At 72.7% G+C, this 17,602-nt stretch carries 17 protein-coding genes; 10 read left to right on the plus strand and 7 right to left on the minus strand.

Features of this window, described 5'->3' with window-relative positions:
- Positions 1 to 4: 4 nt before the first annotated feature.
- The 3 genes from ACF08F_RS24740 to ACF08F_RS24750 form a co-directional block, all read right to left on the minus strand.
- Positions 5 to 481, minus strand: coding sequence for a succinate dehydrogenase hydrophobic membrane anchor subunit (locus tag ACF08F_RS24740; RefSeq protein WP_055641724.1), 477 nt, complete (start codon positions 479 to 481; stop codon positions 5 to 7).
- An 8-nt stretch (positions 482 to 489) separates the two neighbouring features.
- Positions 490 to 870 carry a succinate dehydrogenase, cytochrome b556 subunit gene (gene sdhC, locus ACF08F_RS24745; protein WP_015035721.1) on the minus strand — a complete coding sequence of 127 codons (381 nt, stop codon included), beginning with the start codon at positions 868 to 870 and terminating at the stop codon, positions 490 to 492.
- 192 nt (positions 871 to 1,062) lie between these two features.
- Positions 1,063 to 1,632, minus strand: a complete 570-nt coding sequence (locus tag ACF08F_RS24750; protein ID WP_392300820.1) for a 2-oxo-4-hydroxy-4-carboxy-5-ureidoimidazoline decarboxylase — start codon at positions 1,630 to 1,632, stop codon at positions 1,063 to 1,065.
- Between the two features lie 245 nt (positions 1,633 to 1,877).
- On the opposite strand from ACF08F_RS24750, the gene ACF08F_RS24755 reads away from it, so the two are divergent.
- The 3 genes from ACF08F_RS24755 (at position 1,878) to ACF08F_RS24765 (ending at position 4,918) form a co-directional block, all read left to right on the plus strand.
- A complete protein-coding gene (locus ACF08F_RS24755; RefSeq protein WP_392300726.1) occupies positions 1,878 to 3,512 on the plus strand; it encodes a glycoside hydrolase family 20 protein in 1,635 nt (544 codons plus the stop codon).
- A 120-nt stretch (positions 3,513 to 3,632) separates the two neighbouring features.
- Positions 3,633 to 4,280 (plus strand): DUF4328 domain-containing protein, encoded by a 648-nt coding sequence (locus ACF08F_RS24760; protein ID WP_392300727.1) that lies wholly within the window; start codon positions 3,633 to 3,635, stop codon positions 4,278 to 4,280.
- 68 nt (positions 4,281 to 4,348) lie between these two features.
- Complete coding sequence (locus ACF08F_RS24765; protein ID WP_392300728.1) at positions 4,349 to 4,918, plus strand: hypothetical protein; 570 nt, start codon at positions 4,349 to 4,351, stop codon at positions 4,916 to 4,918.
- Between the two features lie 125 nt (positions 4,919 to 5,043).
- Here the strand turns inward: ACF08F_RS24765 and ACF08F_RS24770 are convergent, their stop codons facing one another.
- A complete protein-coding gene (locus ACF08F_RS24770) occupies positions 5,044 to 5,784 on the minus strand; it encodes a Clp protease N-terminal domain-containing protein (RefSeq protein WP_392300729.1) in 741 nt (246 codons plus the stop codon).
- Between the two features lie 423 nt (positions 5,785 to 6,207).
- On the opposite strand from ACF08F_RS24770, the gene ACF08F_RS24775 reads away from it, so the two are divergent.
- Complete coding sequence (locus ACF08F_RS24775; protein WP_392300821.1) at positions 6,208 to 6,900, plus strand: RNA polymerase sigma factor; 693 nt, start codon at positions 6,208 to 6,210, stop codon at positions 6,898 to 6,900.
- Complete coding sequence (locus tag ACF08F_RS24780) at positions 6,900 to 8,042, plus strand: hypothetical protein (RefSeq protein ID WP_392300730.1); 1,143 nt, start codon at positions 6,900 to 6,902, stop codon at positions 8,040 to 8,042. The genes ACF08F_RS24775 and ACF08F_RS24780 overlap by 1 nt, the downstream gene beginning before the upstream one ends.
- A gap of 127 nt (positions 8,043 to 8,169) precedes the next feature.
- Here ACF08F_RS24780 and ACF08F_RS24785 read toward each other — a convergent pair whose 3' ends face one another.
- Positions 8,170 to 9,057, minus strand: coding sequence for a L,D-transpeptidase family protein (locus tag ACF08F_RS24785; protein WP_392300731.1), 888 nt, complete (start codon positions 9,055 to 9,057; stop codon positions 8,170 to 8,172).
- Between the two features lie 135 nt (positions 9,058 to 9,192).
- Here ACF08F_RS24785 and ACF08F_RS24790 point away from each other — a divergent pair, with 135 nt between their 5' ends.
- The 3 genes from ACF08F_RS24790 (at position 9,193) to ACF08F_RS24800 (ending at position 12,388) form a co-directional block, all read left to right on the plus strand.
- Positions 9,193 to 10,773, plus strand: a complete 1,581-nt coding sequence (locus ACF08F_RS24790) for a methylmalonyl-CoA mutase (protein ID WP_392300732.1) — start codon at positions 9,193 to 9,195, stop codon at positions 10,771 to 10,773.
- Positions 10,774 to 10,848: 75 nt separating this feature from the next.
- Entirely contained in the window at positions 10,849 to 11,505 is a 657-nt protein-coding gene (gene leuE, locus ACF08F_RS24795) for a leucine efflux protein LeuE (protein ID WP_392300733.1), read from the plus strand.
- 61 nt (positions 11,506 to 11,566) lie between these two features.
- A complete protein-coding gene (locus ACF08F_RS24800; RefSeq protein ID WP_392300734.1) occupies positions 11,567 to 12,388 on the plus strand; it encodes a MerR family transcriptional regulator in 822 nt (273 codons plus the stop codon).
- Between the two features lie 84 nt (positions 12,389 to 12,472).
- Here ACF08F_RS24800 and ACF08F_RS24805 read toward each other — a convergent pair whose 3' ends face one another.
- Together ACF08F_RS24805 and ACF08F_RS24810 are read right to left on the minus strand one after the other, a co-directional pair.
- Positions 12,473 to 13,822: a polysialyltransferase family glycosyltransferase gene (locus tag ACF08F_RS24805; RefSeq protein ID WP_392300735.1), complete on the minus strand. Its 1,350-nt coding sequence runs from the start codon at positions 13,820 to 13,822 to the stop codon at positions 12,473 to 12,475.
- The gene (locus ACF08F_RS24810) at positions 13,819 to 14,859 is read right to left on the minus strand and encodes a glycosyltransferase family 2 protein (protein ID WP_392300736.1); all 1,041 of its coding nucleotides are present in this window, start codon (positions 14,857 to 14,859) and stop codon (positions 13,819 to 13,821) included. Before ACF08F_RS24810 ends, ACF08F_RS24805 begins: the two co-directional genes overlap by 4 nt.
- Positions 14,860 to 15,089: 230 nt before the next feature.
- Here ACF08F_RS24810 and ACF08F_RS24815 point away from each other — a divergent pair, with 230 nt between their 5' ends.
- Together ACF08F_RS24815 and ACF08F_RS24820 are read left to right on the plus strand one after the other, a co-directional pair.
- Positions 15,090 to 16,379: a DUF6716 putative glycosyltransferase gene (locus ACF08F_RS24815; RefSeq protein WP_392300737.1), complete on the plus strand. Its 1,290-nt coding sequence runs from the start codon at positions 15,090 to 15,092 to the stop codon at positions 16,377 to 16,379.
- Entirely contained in the window at positions 16,379 to 17,596 is a 1,218-nt protein-coding gene (locus ACF08F_RS24820) for a cytidylyltransferase domain-containing protein (RefSeq protein ID WP_392300738.1), read from the plus strand. Before ACF08F_RS24815 ends, ACF08F_RS24820 begins: the two co-directional genes overlap by 1 nt.
- The last annotated feature ends 6 nt before the right edge of the window (positions 17,597 to 17,602 follow it).

The raw sequence follows: 17,602 nt of genomic DNA on the forward strand, positions 1-17,602 counted from the left end.
GTGCCTAGCGGATGTTCGGGTCGAAGGTGAAGATCACCAGCGTGCCCAGAAGGATGGTGAACACCGTGGCGGTGTACAGCAGGCCCTTGAGCCACAGGCGCGTGTTGGCCCGCTCCGCGTAGTCGTTGATGACGGTACGGAGGCCGTTGGCGCCGTGCAGCATGGCGAGCCAGAGCATCAGCAGGTCCCAGACCTGCCAGAACGGGGACGCCCAGCGGCCGGCCACGAAGGCGAAGCCGATCTTGGAGACGCCGCCGTCCAGGAAGAGCTGGATCAGCAGGTGGCCGAGGACCAGGACGACGAGGACCACGCCGGAGAGGCGCATGAAGAGCCATGCGGCCATCTCGAAGTTGCCGCGGGTCGCGCGCGGGGTCTTGCCCGTGCGCTTGCGGGGGGCCTCGATGTACGGCGCGGGGTTGTCCACGTCGTAGTGGGCGCCCTCGACGGGGCCGATGGCGGCGGAGGTGGTGTCAGAGGACATATCTGGCGTCAGCTCCCGAACAGTTCACGTGCGGCGTGGCCGAGGACGGGGTACAGCGAGCCCGCCATCAGCACGACCCAGATGCCCACGACGGTCCAGAGCATCTGCTTCTGGTAGCGCGGGCCCTTCGACCAGAAGTCCACGGCGATGACCCGGAGGCCGTTCAGCGCGTGGAAGAGGATGGCTGCGACGAGGCCGTACTCCAGAAGAGCGACGATCGGCGTCTTGTAGGTCGCGACGACCTCGTCGTACGCCTCGGGGGAGACGCGGACGAGAGCGGTGTCCAGCACGTGTACGAACAGGAAGAAGAAGATGAGGACGCCGGTGACTCGATGAGCCACCCAGCTCCACATTCCTTCCCGGCCGCGGTACAGCGTTCCAGCCGGCACGGAAAAACCCTCCGGGAGCGGGGATCAGGGTCGGCCGGCTTCTCTGTCGGTCTGACCCGGCCGGGTACGGTCCACCGGCCCCGGTCATCGTAGCGACGACTTGTCGGTTCGCTCGCGCGGGGTCCATCGGTGTGATCAAACAGGCACGGACGGGCTATCACACAAGCCGAAATCGCCCTGTTCCGGTCGGAATCACGCTTCGGAGTGTCGCCGTGTGAGGCCCTCGGCGAGCCGGAAGGCCAGCCGGGCGCGGGCGAGCCGCCGCAGTTCGTCGGCGGCGATCACCCGCTCCTCCTCAGGTTCGTTGCCGAGACGTGACCGAATGCCTGCCAAAACCTGGTCGAGACGCTCTCCTGGCCTTACTCCTTCAAGGCTGATCACGAACGCGTGCCCGAAGCTGCTCTCGTACGCGGCATGGGCGGCGCGCAGCGCGGTCCGCGCCGCCGGCGGGGCGTCGGGGTGCGGCGGGGCGGAGGACTCGGCGGCCAGTGCCCCGTCGAGATCGGCGCGGCTCAGGTCGTAGCCCGCCTCGTCGGCGGCGGCGAGCAGGGCGTCGACCGTCGGGTACGGACGGTGCGCGGCCACCCGCTCGGCCCACCGGGGGCTGTGGCAGCAGGAGAGGAGCAGGGCCTCGGCCTCGGCGGGCGAGGCGGCGTTGAAGCCCGCGAGGCCGCGGACGGAGGGGCCCCGGTTCTGGGCGGGTATGGCAGGCGTGTCCGTGGAGCCCGGTTTCCGGCAGGGGGCGTGGGTGTCGCTGGTCAGCGTGGGCTCCGGTACTCCGGGACGGGCGGGGTGGGCGTGACTGAACGTTATCGACGGGACGAGGGAAGTGTCCGACGGATGCACGAATTTCACCCGGAAGGGAGAGTTTCGGAACAAGTGATGGACGATCGGGAACCCGTCTGCGGTTCCACCGCCCTCGCGTCGGTCTCCCGTCGGCCCTCCGTCACCCTTTCGGGGCGCCCCCGATTGGCCGGAGCGTGTTCCGTAGGGAAGGATTCCGATTGATGCGGTACTCCATACGGGTGCCCCGCCGGGGCTCCGCGCTGATGGCGGCCGCGGTGGCACTGGTCACCGTGGCGGCCTGTTCGAGCGGCTCTCCGTCCGGGTCGCCGACGCCGTCCGGGTCCTCGGGCGCCACGGCGACGAGCGCCGCGCCGAGCAGCGCGCAGCCGCCGCCCTCCCCGACGCCGACTCCGACCCCCACGCGGACGTACCCGCTCTCGACCGAGCCCCGGGTCATCCCGGCCGTCCGCGACCACGAGGCCGCCCGCGGCCCCGGCTGGAAGCCCGCGCCCACGGCCGGGATCGTGCTCGGCCCGAACAGCGCGGGCCTCGCCGACGAGGGGAAGCTGATCGCCGGGGAGCTCGGCGTGCCGTACCGCGGCGCCGTCGCCGCCGGTCCCGGGGACGTCGAGCTGGCCCTGGGCGGGACGGGTGCCCCGGAGTCGTACACCATGACCGTCCGTGACGGCCGGGTGCGGATCAGCGGGCCCGACGAGGCCGGGGTCTTCTACGGCACGCGGACGCTCAAGCAGTCGGTCAAGGCCACCGGGGCCATGCCCGAGGGCGTCGTCACCGACGCGCCCGCGAAGCCCCAGCGCGGCCTGAACGTCGACATCGCCCGCAAGTACTTCACGGCCGGCTGGATCGAGGACCGGCTCCGCGAGATGGCCGACCTCAAGCTCAACCAGTTCGGCCTGCACTTCTCCGACGACCAGGGCTTCCGGATCGCCTCGGACTCCCACCCCGAGATCGTCTCCGCCCAGCACCTCAGCAAGGCCGAGGTGCGCCGGATCCTCGCCCTCGCGCAGAGCCTGCACATCACCGTCGTGCCCGAGATCGACTCGCCCGGACACCTCGGCGCCGTGCTGCGCGCCCACCCCGACCTCCAGCTGCGGAACGTCCAGGGGGTCCCGCGGCAGGGCGCCATCGACATCTCCAAGCCCGCCTCGGCGCGGATCGTCGACGACCTGCTGCGCGAGTACTCCGCGCTCTTCCCCGGGGGCTGGTTCCACGTCGGCGCCGACGAGTACCAGGCGCTGACCGTCCGCAACCCCTCCGCCTCGTATCCGCAGCTGGCCGCGGCGGCCCGGGAGAAGTACGGGGCCCAGGCCGGCGTCCAGGACCTGGCGGAGGGCTGGCTGAACGACCGGGCAGCGGTCGTGCGCGGCGAGGGCAAGGTGGCGAAGGCCTGGAACGACGGGTTCTTCCGGGGCGGTGTCGTCACCGCCGACAAGCGCATCGAGGTCGAGTACTGGACCGGCAAGGAGATCGGGGCGCGCCCGCCCGCCGAGTACCTGGCCGAGGGGCGCCGGGTCGTGAACCTCAACGACGAGTACCTCTACTACGTCCTCGGCGAGCCCAACGACTTCACGTACCCCACCGGCCGCCGCATCTACGAGCAGTGGACCCCGCTGGTCCTGCGCGGCACGACCCCGGTCCCGGCGCGCTACGCCCCCCAGATCCTCGGCGCCCGCTTCGCCGTCTGGTGCGACCTCTCGAACGCCCAGACCCCGACCCAGGTGGCGAACGGCATCCGCCTGCCCCTGACGGCCCTCGCCCAGAAGGTCTGGGACTCCAGGACACCGACCCTGACGTGGGACCAGTTCAGGGCGCTGGCGACACAGGTACGCGGCTGACCTGCGTCTCTGTGGACGCGCTGCCCCCGGGTCGCGTACCTTCCCCCGGCGGCGCCCGCCCGGCCGCCGCCGGGGCCTCGGGGAGGGGCGCCGTACGTCCCTGGGGGGAAACGCACACCCATGCTCCGCAATCCGAACGGTCTTTCGCATGCCGTCGTCGCCCTGCTCGGCGCCACGATCCTGGCGGACGCCTTCAGCCTGATCGCGACCTTCGACCTCCGGTCCCTGTTCGACGGCGCCCTGGCCGGCCACCCCGATCCCGAGGGGTACGGGGGCGAACTGGCGCTGACGGTGGCCTGGAGCCTGCAGAACCTGCTGCTGCTCGCGACGGCGACCGTCTTCATCATCTGGTTCCACCGGCTGCGTCTGAACGCCGGGGTCTGGGCCCCGGACCTGCAGAGGTGGAAGCCCGGCTGGGCCATCGGCGGCTGGTTCGTCCCGATCGCGTTCATCTGGATCCCGTACGGGGTCGCCGCCGACACCTGGCGCGCCAGCCGCCGGGACCCGTACGCGGCCGACGGCAGCGGTGAGCTCCTGGTGCTCCATGCCTGGTGGACCGTCTTCCTGGTCGACATGGCTCTCGGCCGGCTCGCGTCCCGCCTGTTCGACCGGGCCGAGACCGCCGAGGCGTACGTCACCGCGGCCGACTGGCTCCTCGTGGGCGATGCCGTCGACATCGTCGCCGCCGTCCTCGCGATCCTCTTCGTCCGGCGTCTGACCTCTATGCAGCACACCAAGGCCACTGGCATGATTCCGGCCGCACAGTGACGAAATAGCGACGCTCGGCGCAGTAAGTGGAAGTACTGCGTCCGCATTCGGGTGGCGAGGAGGCGTCCATGACGTCGGCGAGGACAGCAACAGGCCGGAGCCTGCTGGAACTGATCGACGGGGCCGACGAGAGAGGGCTGGCCGCGGCCGGTCTCGCCTGTCTCGACCGCTGTCTGCCGCTGCTCGACTCCGACGGGGGCGACGCCCTGCGGCCCGTGTGGGCGGCCGTCGCGCGCGGCGACGGGGCGGCCTGGGGCGAGGCCGTCGCCAAGGCCCTCGTCGAGCTGGGCGCGGCCGGTACGGAGGACGCCGGGGCCGTACGCGGGATGCTCGCGTCCGCCCCGCCGGCGTGGACCGTGGAGGCCCTCCGCTCCTGGGCCGGTGCCTGCTCCGCCACCGCTCTCGCCCTGCACGGCGGGTTCGACGCCGCCGGGGTGCCGGACGGACTCGTCGAGCGCTGCCGGGCCGGGGACGCGGACGGTGCGGGCCCGCTGCTCGCCGGGGAGCTCCGCCGCCAGCAGGCCGTCCTCGAAACGGCCGCCCACGGCCCGACCGGCCTGCGCCGTGCCCGCGAGCTCTCCGTCGAGGGCGGCCGCGTGCTCCGCGCGGTCGTCTCCCGGCGGGCCCGTACCGCCTAGGGCGTGTTGCGAAAGTCCCGCCTGCCCCGCGACGCCATGCACGCACTCTCGCCGCACCGGACGCACGCACCTGCCGCCCGCAGGGCCCGCCCTTCGGGCGGGCGACGGGAGTGTGACGACAGGACCTAGGGAGCGTCCGGGGCCTGGATCGCGATCGAGGCGACCGCCTCGGCGATCTCGCGTTCCGCCGTGGCCTTGTCGAGGCCGAGGTCCGTCAGGACGCCCTTGCCGTCCTCGTGCTCCAGGAGCGCCAGCAGGATGTGCTCGGTGCCGACGTAGTTGTGGCCGAGGCGCAGCGCCTCGCGGAACGTCAGCTCCAGGACCTTCTTCGCCGCCGCGTCGTACGGGACGAGCGCCGGCGCCTCGTCGACGGCCGGCGGCAGGGTCGCCGCGGCCGCCTCGCGGACCTGGTCGAGGGTCACGCCCCGCGAGGTGATCCAGTGCGCCGCCAGCCCCTCGGGCTCGGCGAGCAGGCCCAGGGCCAGGTGGGCCGGGACGATCTCGGCGTTGCCCGCGGCCGTCGCCTCGTTCTGGGAGGCCATGACCACGTTCCGCGCGCGGGGCGTGAAGCGGCTGAACCCGGCGTTCGGGTCCATCTTCTCCGCGTCCGGCTCCTTGGGGACGAAGCGCTTCTGGGCCGCCTGGCGGGTGACGCCCATGCTGCGGCCGATGTCGGTCCAGGAGGCGCCCGAGCGTCGGGCCTGGTCCACGAAGTGGCCGATGAGGTGGTCGGCGACGTCGCCGAGGTGGTCGGCGGCCAGGACCGCTCCGGAGAGCTGTTCCAGGGCGTCGGGGTGGACCTTCTTGATCGCTTCGATGAGTTCGTCGAGACGGATGGGGACCTTCGGAGCGACTGGATTCGTCATAAGGCAACCGTAGGTTGACAGTCTCGGGGTGTCAACTGTCGGTTGACAGTGAAAAGGGTGCGCTGCGCCCGGACCCGGACGGGTGGTGTCGGACGGAGAAGGGGAGGGGCGCGCAAAGGGCCCGGAAAAGGGAGACGACCGGGGCCGCCACCCCCCACAGGAGAGGCCCCGGTCGTCGTCCACGGAGCCGCAGCACGGCTCCGTACTCCATACAGCGCCGGTGCTGCGCTTTCTGTCACACCGGCACGTGCACCCGCACGTGCAGCTCCACGACCCTCCCGAAGGTTGCAACTTGTACAAAGACCCCGGATCGCGTGGACGCGGCGCGGGCGCACGACGTAGCGTGCAGGTGCGCGAGGCGGTGTGGCGGCGGTGACCAGCCGCGACGACGCGACGACGCGGACCGACGAACAGGGTTTGGGAGTGCTGGGGGACGACGCGGAGCTGACGGCCGCGGTGCTCGCTGCGCAGGACGGGGACGAGAACGCCTTCCGTACTGTGTATCGCGCCGTGCATCCTCGGTTGGTCGGCTACATACGCACACTGGTCGGCGAGGGCGACGCCGAGGACGTCGCCTCGGAGTCCTGGCTCCAGATCGCGCGCGACCTCGACCGCTTCAGCGGCGACGCGGACCGCTTCCGCGGCTGGGCGGCCCGGATCGCCCGCAACCGCGCGCTCGACCACATCCGGATGCGCGGCCGGCGCCCCGCCGTGGGCGCCGACGACACCGAACTCACCGACAAGCCCGCCGAGTCCGACACCGCGGACGAGGCACTGGAAGCCCTGGCCACCGGCCGCACCATGCACCTGATAGCCCAACTCCCGCAGGACCAGGCCGAGGCCGTCGTCCTGCGCGTCGTCGTCGGCCTGGACGCCAAGAGCGCCGCCGACACCCTGGGCAAGCGCCCCGGCGCCGTACGGACCGCCGCGCACCGGGGGCTCAAGAAGCTCGCCGAGCTGCTCGGCGCCGACGGAGCGGCCGCCGGAGTGCCGGACGGGGCAGGTGGGGGCGTCGTTCCGCTGGAGGGCGTGCCTCCGCAACGCGGTCGCGGGGCGGGTGCCACGGGCCCCGGCGGTGTGACGCATTCGCGTCCCCGTACGCAGAAGGACATGTGATGGCCGACGAGCGCTACCAGTGGCTCGACCAGGAGGCCGCGGAGCGGCTGCTCCGGGGCGAGCCGGTCGAGGGCCTCGGCGATCCCGCGCGCACCGAGGCCGAACTCCTGGCGGAGGCCCTGGCCTCCGCCCGTACGACGTTCACCGCCGTACCCGGACGGGCCGAGCTGCCCGGTGAGGCGGCCGCACTGGCCGCCTTCCGCAAGGCCACGGCCGAACGCGCCGCCCTCGCCGCGACCCCGGCGGCGCCCGAGGTCGCCACCGTCCGCACCGGCCACGCCGAACTGGGCCGGGTACGCCTCGCCACCGCGGCCGCCACCGCCTCGTCCGCGCGCCGCCGCTGGGGGCGCTCGGTGCGGTACGGGCTGGCCGCGGCGGTCGCCGCCGTCACGGTCGGCGGTGTCGCCGTCGCCGCCGGCACGGGCGTGCTGCCGCTGATGACCCCCGAGCCCGCGGCCACCGTCACCGCGGCGGAGACCCCGGACCCGGTCGCGACGGGCACGCACGGCGTCCTGAAGGACCCCGTGGTGCCCTCGGCGGGACCGGACGGAACCGGGCCCACGCCCGGCTCGTCGTCCCCGCCCGGCGCCACGGCCTCCCACGGCTCGCCCTCCGTGCCCCCCTCTCCTTCGCTCTCCACGCCGCCGGCCACCCGGCACACCCCGGAGCCGGGCCGGACGACGATCCGCCCGGACGGGGGCAAGGGCACGGACGGGCCGATCGCGAAGGAGAAGGCCCTCAAGGCCTGCCGGGACTACCGGTCCGGCCGGCTCGACGCCACCGACCGCCGGCAGCTCACGAACACCCTGCGCAGCGGGGAGACCCTCCGCCGCTACTGCGACCGGGTGCTCGCCGGCGACCCGGGCGGCGGCGCCCCCGCGTCCACCGAGCCTCGCGAGGACGGCGACAAGGACGGCAAGGACGACGGGAAGAGCGACGGGAAGGACGACGGGAAGGGCGGCGGCAAGAAGGACGGCGGGAAGCGCGGCCGTGAGACCGGCGACGGCGCCGGCAGCGACGGCGACGACCGCCGCCACGGCGCGGACGACCGCTCCCGCCGTGGCTCCGAAGGCGCCGACGAGAGCCGCCGGGGAACCCGTTCCACGGCAGGTGTGACACTTTCCGGGCCGTCGGCGCAGTAGTGAGTGAGCCGACTGGTCATCGGCGGCGCGACGAGCCGGGGTTCCCCCCGTACCTACGGCTCTGCGCACCCGGCGCGGGTGGGACACGTTCCCCCGGTCCCACCCGCGCCCCTTCCTCTCCCCGTCCCTACCAGTGGACGACGACCTTGTCGCCGACCTTCACCTGGTCGAAGAGGGCCGAGAGCTTCGCCCGGTCCCGGACGTTGACGCAGCCGTGCGAGGCCCCGTTGTAGCCGCGGGCCGCGAAGTCCGACGAGTAGTGCACCGCCTGGCCGCCGCTGAAGAACATGGCGTACGGCATGGGCGTGTGGTAGATCGTCGACGTCCACTTGCGGGCCTTCCAGCCCACGCTGAACGTACCCTCGCGGGTCGGGGTGTTCTCCGAGCCGAAGCGGACGTCCATGGACGAGACGACCCGGCCGTCGATCATCCAGGCCAGGGTCCGGCTCTCCTTGCTGATGCACAGCACCCGCCCGGTCATGCAGCGCGCGTCCGGGGTGTCCAGCTTGTTCGTGGTCGACGGCTTCAGCTCGTCGGCGGTCGGCTTCCGGCTCGCCGCGAGCAGCCGCTCCCACGTGGTCCGGTCGACCGAGCCCGTCCGCTCCAGCCCCTGCTTCTTCTGGAACGCCTTGACCGAGCCCGCCGTCATCGTCCCGTAGAAGCCGGTGGGCGCCCGGTCGAAGTGGTCCAGCTGCCGGAGCCGCGCCTGGAGCTCGCGGACCTGCTCGGTCTCGTCGCCGTCCTTCATGAGGACCTCGGCCGCCGGAGCCCCGCTGCTCGTCGTCGCGGAGGGGGACGGCGGCTTGGCGTCGTCCGTGGTCGGCGAGGTGCTCGGGGACGCGCTCGCGCCGGGGGCGGTGGACGCCGTCGTGCTCGGGGCCGTGCTCGGGGCCTTCGCCGACGGACCCGTGCCGCCCGCCCCCGGATCGGCCGCCTGCGCCGTACAGCCCGCGGCCAGCGCCACCGCCGCCGCTGCCAGTACCGCTCTGCGTATGACGGACGTGGTCCGCTTCATCGTTGCCCCCCGAGTCGAGTCGTGTGTACGTAGGGATGCTTCCCGCGCGCGTCCGGTTGCGTGCGCCCCCTCGCCGCTACAGTCCGAACCGAGGGTCCGCACCGCTGGTGGCAGCTCTACCGGAAGGCACAGCACATGGCGCGCGAGTCGGAGTCGGGGCTGCCGATCGAGCCGGTCTACGGGCCCGAGGCCCTGGAGGGATGGGATCCCGCGGAGAGGCTGGGGGCGCCAGGCGCCTATCCGTTCACACGCGGGGTGTACCCGTCGATGTACACGGGCCGGCCGTGGACGATGCGGCAGTACGCGGGTTTCGGCACGGCCTCGGAGTCGAACGCCCGGTACAAGCAGCTGATCGAGAACGGGACCATGGGTCTCTCGGTGGCCTTCGACCTGCCGACGCAGATGGGCCACGACTCGGACGCCCCGATCTCCCACGGCGAGGTCGGCAAGGTGGGGGTCGCGATCGACTCGATCGACGACATGCGGGTGCTGTTCGACGGGATCCCCCTGGACAGGGTGTCGACGTCGATGACGATCAACGCCCCCGGTGCGCTGCTGCTGCTCCTGTACCAGCTGGTGGGCGAGGAGCAGGGCGTTCCGGCGGACCGGCTGACCGGGACGATCCAGAACGACGTGCTGAAGGAGTACATCGCGCGGGGGACGTACATCTTCCCGCCGAAGCCCTCGCTGCGGCTGATCGCCGACATCTTCAAGTACTGCCGGGCCGAGATCCCGAAGTGGAACACGATCTCGATCTCGGGCTACCACATGGCGGAGGCGGGAGCCTCGCCCGCGCAGGAGATCGCCTTCACGCTGGCGGACGGCGTCGAGTACGTGCGCACGGCGGTGGCGGCCGGAATGGACGTGGACGACTTCGCACCGCGCCTGTCGTTCTTCTTCGTGGCGCGGACGACGATCCTCGAAGAGGTGGCGAAGTTCCGCGCGGCCCGGCGGATCTGGGCGCGGGTGATGCGGGAGGAGTTCGGGGCGAAGGATCCCAAGTCCCTGATGCTCCGCTTCCACACCCAGACGGCAGGCGTCCAGCTGACCGCCCAGCAGCCCGAGGTCAACCTGGTCCGCGTCGCCGTCCAGGGCCTGGCGGCCGTCCTCGGCGGTACGCAGTCGCTCCACACCAACTCCTTCGACGAGGCGATCGCACTGCCGACGGACAAGTCGGCCCGCCTGGCCCTGCGGACGCAGCAGGTGCTGGCGTACGAGACGGACGTGACCGCCACCGTCGACCCGTTCGCCGGCTCCTACGTGGTCGAGCGGATGACGGACGACGTGGAGGCGGCGACGCTGGCACTGATGGACAGGGTCGAGGAGATGGGGGGTGCGGTCGCGGCGATCGAGCGCGGCTTCCAGAAGGGCGAGATCGAGCGCTCGGCGTACCGGATCGCGCAGCAGACCGACAGCGGCGAGCGGGTCGTCGTCGGCGTCAACCGCTACACGATCGACGTCGAGGAGCCGTACGAGCCGCTGCGCGTCGACCCGGCCATCGAGGCCCGGCAGGCCGAGCGCCTCGCCGCGCTCCGCGCCGGGCGCGACCGGCGGGCCGTGGACACGGCGCTCGCGGAGCTGAGGAGGGCGGCGGAAGGCACGGACAACGTCCTCTACCCGATGAAGGAGGCCCTCAGGGCGCGGGCGACCGTCGGCGAGGTCTGCGGCGCCCTGCGCGAGGTGTGGGGCACGTACGTCCCCAGCGACGCCTTCTAGAACCTGCGGCGGGCCGTCGCCGCAGGTCACGCAGGTCACTGCGGAGAGTCGTACCCGTGTGCGACACTCCGCTCCATGCTGGGTGTCACCGATCTGCCGACCTATCTCGTGGGGCTCGTCCTCATCATCCTCCTGCCGGGGCCGAACTCCCTGTACGTGCTGTCCGTCGCCGCCCGCAAGGGCACCCGGACCGCGTACAAGGCCGCCGCCGGCGTCTTCACCGGGGACGCCGTCCTGATGACACTGGCCGCCCTCGGCGCGGCCTCGCTCCTCCAGACCACCCCGCTCCTCTTCACCGTCGTGAAGTACGCGGGCGCCGGCTACCTGGCCTGGATGGCGTACGGGATGCTGCGCGCCGCCTGGGCGATGTGGCGCGGCCGGGGCGACGCGGCGGACGACGAGGCCGGGCAGCAGGCGGCCGGACCGGCGGAGCGGCCGTACCGCCGCGCGCTGCTCATCAGCCTCTTCAACCCGAAGGCGATCCTCTTCCTGATCTCGTTCTTCGTGCAGTTCGTCGACCCCGGATACGCCTACCCGGCGCTGTCCTTCCTGGTGCTCGGCACGCTGCTCCAGCTCGGCAGCTTCCTCTACCTGACGACCCTGATATTCGGCGGGACGCGGCTCGCGGCCGCCTTCCGGAGCCGCCGCCGGCTCTCGGCCGGGGCGACCTCCGCGGCGGGCGCGCTCTTCCTCGGCTTCGCGGTGAAGCTGTCCCTCAGCAGCGCCGCCTGACCGACCGGGCCTCCGGCCGCTTGACCCTGACACCGTGTGAGGCCGTTCCGTAGGGGGCGTCATGTTCATCATCGGAGACTTCGCCCGGCACGGGCGGGTGTCGGTCCGCATGCTGCGTCACTACGACGCCATCGGACTGCTGCGCCCGGCCCGGGTCGACCCGCACTCGGGCTACCGCTTCTACACCGCGGAACAGCTCGCCCGGCTCAACCGCGTCATCGCGCTCAAGGACCTCGGCTTCACCCTCGAACAGGTGGGGGCGATCCTCGACGAGCAGTTCGACGCGGACGAGCTGCGGGGCATGCTGCGTCTGCGCCAGGCCGAGCTGGAAGCGGCGCTGGAGGCGGCGCGGGCCCGGCTGAACCAGGTCGGTGCGCGGCTCCGAGCCATCGAGACGGAGGGACGCATGTCCACCCAGGACGTCGTCGTCAAGAAGATCCCCGCCGTGCGGATCGCCGAACTGAGCACCGTCGCTGCGAGCTTCGGCCCGCACGACATCGGCCCGGCCATCGGGCCGCTGTACGAGGAGCTGTGCACCCGGCTGGAGGCCGCCGGCGTCACCGGCTTCGGCCCGGGCATCGCCTACTACGAGGACGCGGGCAAGGGGGACGGCTCCGTCCTCGTGCACGCCGGCATGACGGTCCCGGAGGGGACGGTCGTGGAGGGCGTCGAGGTGCACGTCCTGCCCGGCATCGAGCAGGCCGCGACCATCGTCCACCGGGGCTCCATGGACACGATCCTGCCGACCGCGCAGACGCTGGCCCGTTGGATCGAGACCAACGGCTACGAGTCGGAGCACTACGCGCGCGAGCTGTACCTGGAGTGCCCGGAGGACCGTTCGCAGTGGGTGACGGAGATCCAGGAGGCGATCGTCCGCGCCTGAGCCGGGGACGGGGAGGGGCCCGGGACCCCCGCACGGGTCCCGGGCCCTGGCTCTCTGCCGGCGAGTGCCGGGCTTCCGGCCGCCCTACTTCCGGGCGGCGCTCCGCTTCCGCAGTTCCCTGCGCAGCCGGAGCGCGCGCCGCGCCAGGCGGCGGACCTGCGGGTGCCGGGGGAGCGGCAGCCCGCCCGGCAGGTCGAGGACGGTCAGGCGGCGGCGGGTGAAGTGGTGGCGGGTGAGCTCGGCGTGCGGGCCCGACAGGTGCCGGGCCGCCGCCTCCCGCAGGTCCGCCCGTATCTTCGGCTGCATCGCGAAGCCGACCGCGGCGACCAGGTCGTTCAGCTCCGCCACGTCCGGCTCCGGTCCGGCCGGCTCGCCGGCGCCGCCCTCCTCCAGGGGCGGGACGACCGCGTCCACCACGGTGAGCGGGATCCGGTTGCTGTTCTGGAAGGGCGTGAGCCGCTCCAGGAGCGTGCCCGTACCGACCCGGGCGACCGGCAGCCCGTAGAAGGAGCGCGCCGTGAGCAGCGCCGTGGAGAAGCAGCCGACGACGAGGGCGGGCCGCAGCTCGCGGTAGAGCACCTCGGCGAGGACGGTCCTGTGCTCGACGGTCAGTTCGGCGCCGAGCCGCTCCGCCTCCTCCACCAGCGCCCGCGACCAGGTGTCCGGGGCGGTCGGGTGCGGCTTGAAGACGAGCCTGCGGTGGCCCCGGGCGACCGCCCCGCGGACCATCCGCAGGTGCAGCTCCTCCTCCTCGGCGGCGGTGAGCAGATTCAGGGCGGCCAGGTACTGGCCGAGGAGGAGCGCGGGGCCCTCCCCGGCGGCCGTATTAGCGACCGGTCCGGACAGCTCCTCGACGACCTTCGTGAAGGCCTCGGCCGGTACGGCCTCCGGGAGCGCCCCGAACTCCGCGAGCAGCAGGGGTTCGAGACCGGGGACGAGGTCGAGGTGGAGGAGTCTGCGGACCCGGCCGCCGATCATCGGGTCGATCTTGTTGCGGGTCGGTCCGTAGCTCATCAGGCCGTCGGCGTACACGGTGACGGGCGCGTCGGGCAGCAGCTGGGCGATGGCGAGCGCGGGCGTCACCTGGAGGGACTCCAGGGCGAGCTCGACGCGGTCCTCGCCGAGGTCCCAGATCCGCCGCAGATGGCGCTGGAGCATCGGCATGTCCTGCCCCCGGGGCGTCCAGCCGGCGGGGTGGAGCGGGGAGATCGTCTCGTTCCAGGACAGGACGGAGTCGAAGCGGCCGCGCAGCCGCTCGAAGCCCTCGGCCTCGTCGACCGCCGGGGTGGTCTCCGGCACGGCGGCGTTGTTGGTGACGAGCAGGATCCGGCGGTCGGCCCGGCCGAAGCAGCCGCTGTCCAGCGCGGCGGCCAGGGTCGCGGCCCCGTAGAGGGTGGAGGCGCAGAAGATCTGGGTGGTGCGTCGGGGGCTCATGCCGCCACCTCCGAGGTGCGGTTCGCGACGGTGCGGGAGACCGGCACGGGCCCCGGATCGGGTGCCGCCGGCGGCGGTGCCGGGCGCTGCTTCCGTAGCTTCCGCAGCATCGCCGCGCGGTCCCCGCCCATCGCCTTCAGGGCCTCGTCGAGGACGTCCTGCGGCATCCGGCGCAGCGCGCCCGCGCTCATCGCCTTCAACTGGCGGGCCACCTCGGGTTCGAATCGGCCGATGCCGCCGATGTGATGGGAAATCAGCGCGCAATACGTACGGACGGCTTTGGGGAGAAGACGGTCGGCGTCCCGGTCTTTCGCCGTCTCGTCGATCACCTGGTCGAATGCGCGGATGAAATCCAATTGCCGGACGTCGCCGATCTGCGTGAGCGAGGTTGCGACTCCGCGCCGGTAGAAGACGCCGAGCTCGCCGATCGCGGCGAACGATTCCGCTTCGCGGTGCAGCTTCCAGATCCAGGGGCGGTCCTCGGCCGTCCGCAGCCCGTGCGGGAAGTGGAGGAGCCCGCGCTCCTTGAGCCGCCGGTGGTAGATCCCGGCCCACGCGTACGGGTAGTCGACGGCGGTCGTCCGGTGGGCCGGCAGTATCGCCTCGCGCGGGTCGAAGACCTCGCCGCGGCGGGTGACGGGGGCCTGCCGGACCGTGCGCTTGCGGCCGGAGACGGAGACGTGATCGGTGCGCAGGAAGTCGCAGCCCAGCTCGTCCATGGCGGCGACGAGCCGCCCGTAGTAGCCGTGGGCGAGCCAGTCGTCCCCGTCGAGGAAGGTCACGTACTCGCCGCGGGCCGCGTCGAGGCCCGTGTTGCGGGCGGTGGCGAGGCCCTCGTTGCGTTCGTGCCTGAGCAGGACGGCACCCGGGACGTCACGTACGGCCCGTTCGAGGATCTCCGGGGTGCCGTCCGACGAGCAGTCGTCGACGAGCAGGAACTCGAAGTCCTCGCGGGCGTTGGCACGCAGGCTGGTGAGGGTGTCGGGGGCATATGTCTGCACGTTGAAGAACGGCACGACCACGGAGAGCTTGACCACGCGGCCGACGCTAGGCGCCGCCCCGGCACTCCCCCCGACCGGTGGGGGGACATTCGGTGAACACCAAGCGGCGGGCCGATTAACCGCCTTTACCCGAAAGGAAATCAGCCCCCTGATCCCTCCGTTTCCGGCCGGAAAGCGACCCGCTTAAGAAGTCGGTGAGGCGCTGTTCACCCGTTGTTGTGACTCAGTTGGGCCGGAAAGCGAAATGCCCTTCTAGCGTCCTCGACGTGCCATCACGTACCAACGAGGCAGTACGAACAGCCGTACTCGCCGACTCCGACACCCGGTGGAAATGGGGCGCCCTCACCGCGCGCCGCATCACCGCGGCGACAGCCGAACCCACCGGATTCGTCCTGCGCGGACGGGCCACTCCCACCCCGCGCCAGCTCGCCGAGACCGGGGTGTCCACGACCACCCCGAGCGAGGTGACCGGCGCGGAGTTCCTCCGTGCCGTGCGGGACGCGGAGGAGCGCGGAGAGGGATTCGACGTCCTCGTCCTCGCCCTGGTCGGCGGCACCGTCCGGGCCGTCCTCCAGGGGCTGGCCGATCTGCCCCTGGACCGGCGCCCGGTGATCGTCACCGGCTACGTCGGCGTCGTCTACGAGAAGCTCACCGACGGGCTCCTCCTGCGCCACGGCGCCGACGTCGTCCTCGCCAACTCCCGCCACGACGCCGAGCGTTTCCGGACCGTCTACGAGGGTGTGGGCGCCGGCTCCGACTCGGTCGTCGAGGCCGCGCTGCCCTTCCTCGGCGGCGCCCCGCACACCCCCGAGCCCGGCCGCGACACCCTCGTCTTCGCCGCACAGCCGTCCGTGCCCGCCACCCGGGCCGAACGCGCCTACGTCCTGCGGCGGCTGATAGCCCACGCCCGGCTCCACCCGGGCCGCGAGGTACTCCTCAAGCTCCGCTCCAAGCCGGGCGAACACACCACGCACCTGGAGGAGTTCCCCTTCCAGAAGCTGGTCCGCGACCTCGACCCGCCCGCCAACTTCCGCCTCGTGTACGGGCACATGGGCGAGGTCCTCGACCGGACCGACCTCCTGGTCACCGTCTCCTCCACGGCCGCGCTCGAAGCCCTCCACCGCCGCATCCCCACCGCGATCCTCACCGACCTCGGGGTCCGCGAGGCGCTCGGCAACCACCACTTCGTCGGCTCCGGCCTGCTGACCTCCTTCGACGGACTCGACAAGGGACTCGCCCCGGCACCCGACGAGACCTGGCTCGCCCGGCAGGGCGTGGCCTCCGAGCGCCCGTACGAGGAAGCCTTCGACGCGGCCCGCGCCCGGGTCGCCGCACTCCTGGCGCTCCCCGCGCTGCCCCCGATCACCCCCTACTACACAGCGGAGACGGCCCCCGGCTACCTGCCCGGGATCCTCGCCCGCCACCGCCTGGACGTCACCGCGCCCGAGCCCCGCGAGAGCGGCCTCCGCCGGATCGTCCGGGAGGCGGCGCGGGGCGCGTACCGGCACGGCGTGCAGCGCGTGGCCCCCGTCATCCGCCGGCTGGGAGAACTCTGATGCCGACGACACCACCGCCGACCGCCCCCACCGTGCTCGCCGTCGTCCCCGCCCGGGGAGGCTCCAAGGGCGTCCCCGCCAAGAACCTCGTCCCCGTGGCCGGCGTCCCGCTCGTGGCCCGCGCCGTGCGCGCCTGCCTCGGCGCCCGCCCGGTCACCCACGTCGTGGTCTCCACCGACGACGCGGCCATCGCGGCCGCCGCCCGCTCCGCCGGAGCCGAGGCCGTGCACCGCCCCGCCGCGATCGCGGGCGACACCGCGACCAGCGAGGCAGCCGTCCTGCACGCCATGGACGCCTTCGAGGCCACCCACGGCCGGCCGGCCGACACGGTCCTCCTCGTCCAGTGCACGAGCCCCTTCCTCACCTCCGCCGAGGTCGCCGAGACCGCCGAGCGCGTCACCTCGGGCGCCGCCGACACCGCCTTCACGGCCGCCCCGACCCACGGCTTCCTGTGGCGCGAGACCGGGGAGGGCGCCGAGGGCGTCAACCACGACAAGGCGCACCGCCCCCGCCGCCAGGACCGGGAGCCCGAGTACCTGGAGACCGGGGCCGTCTACGCCATGGACGCGGCCGGCTTCCGTACCCACGGGCACCGCTTCTTCGGCCGAACCGCGCTCGTCGTCACCGACCCCGCCCGGGTCCTGGAGATCGACGACCCGCACGACCTCGCCCGCGCCAAGGCCCTCGCGCCGCTCCTCGACGAGCCCGTCACGCCCGGCTTCGCCGACGTCGACGCCGTCGTCCTCGACTTCGACGGCACCCAGACCGACGACCGGGTCCACCTCGACGCCGAGGGGCGCGAGTTCGTCTCCGCGCACCGCGGCGACGGCCTCGGCATCGCGGCCCTGCGCCGCGCCGGCCTCCCCGTCCTCATCCTCTCCACCGAACAGAACGCCGTCGTCGCCGCCCGCGCCCGCAAGCTCAAGATCCCCGTCCTGCACGGCATCGACCGCAAGGACCGGGCCCTCAAGGAGTGGTGCGAGGCCGAGGGCATCGACCCCCAGCGCGTGCTCTACGCCGGCAACGACGTCAACGACCTGCCCTGCTTCCACCTCGTCGGCTGGCCCGTCGCGGTGAGCAGCGCCCACGACTCCGTACGGGCCGCGGCCCGCGCGGTCACCGTCACCCCCGGCGGCTTCGGGGCGATCCGCGAGATCGCCGCCTGGCTCCTCGGACCCGAGCTCGACACCCCCGCACCCCGCATCACCAACTCGTGAGGAACA

The sequence above is a fragment of the Streptomyces sp. NPDC015130 genome (genome assembly GCF_043080005.1).
Classification (GTDB): Bacteria; Actinomycetota; Actinomycetes; order Streptomycetales; family Streptomycetaceae; genus Streptomyces.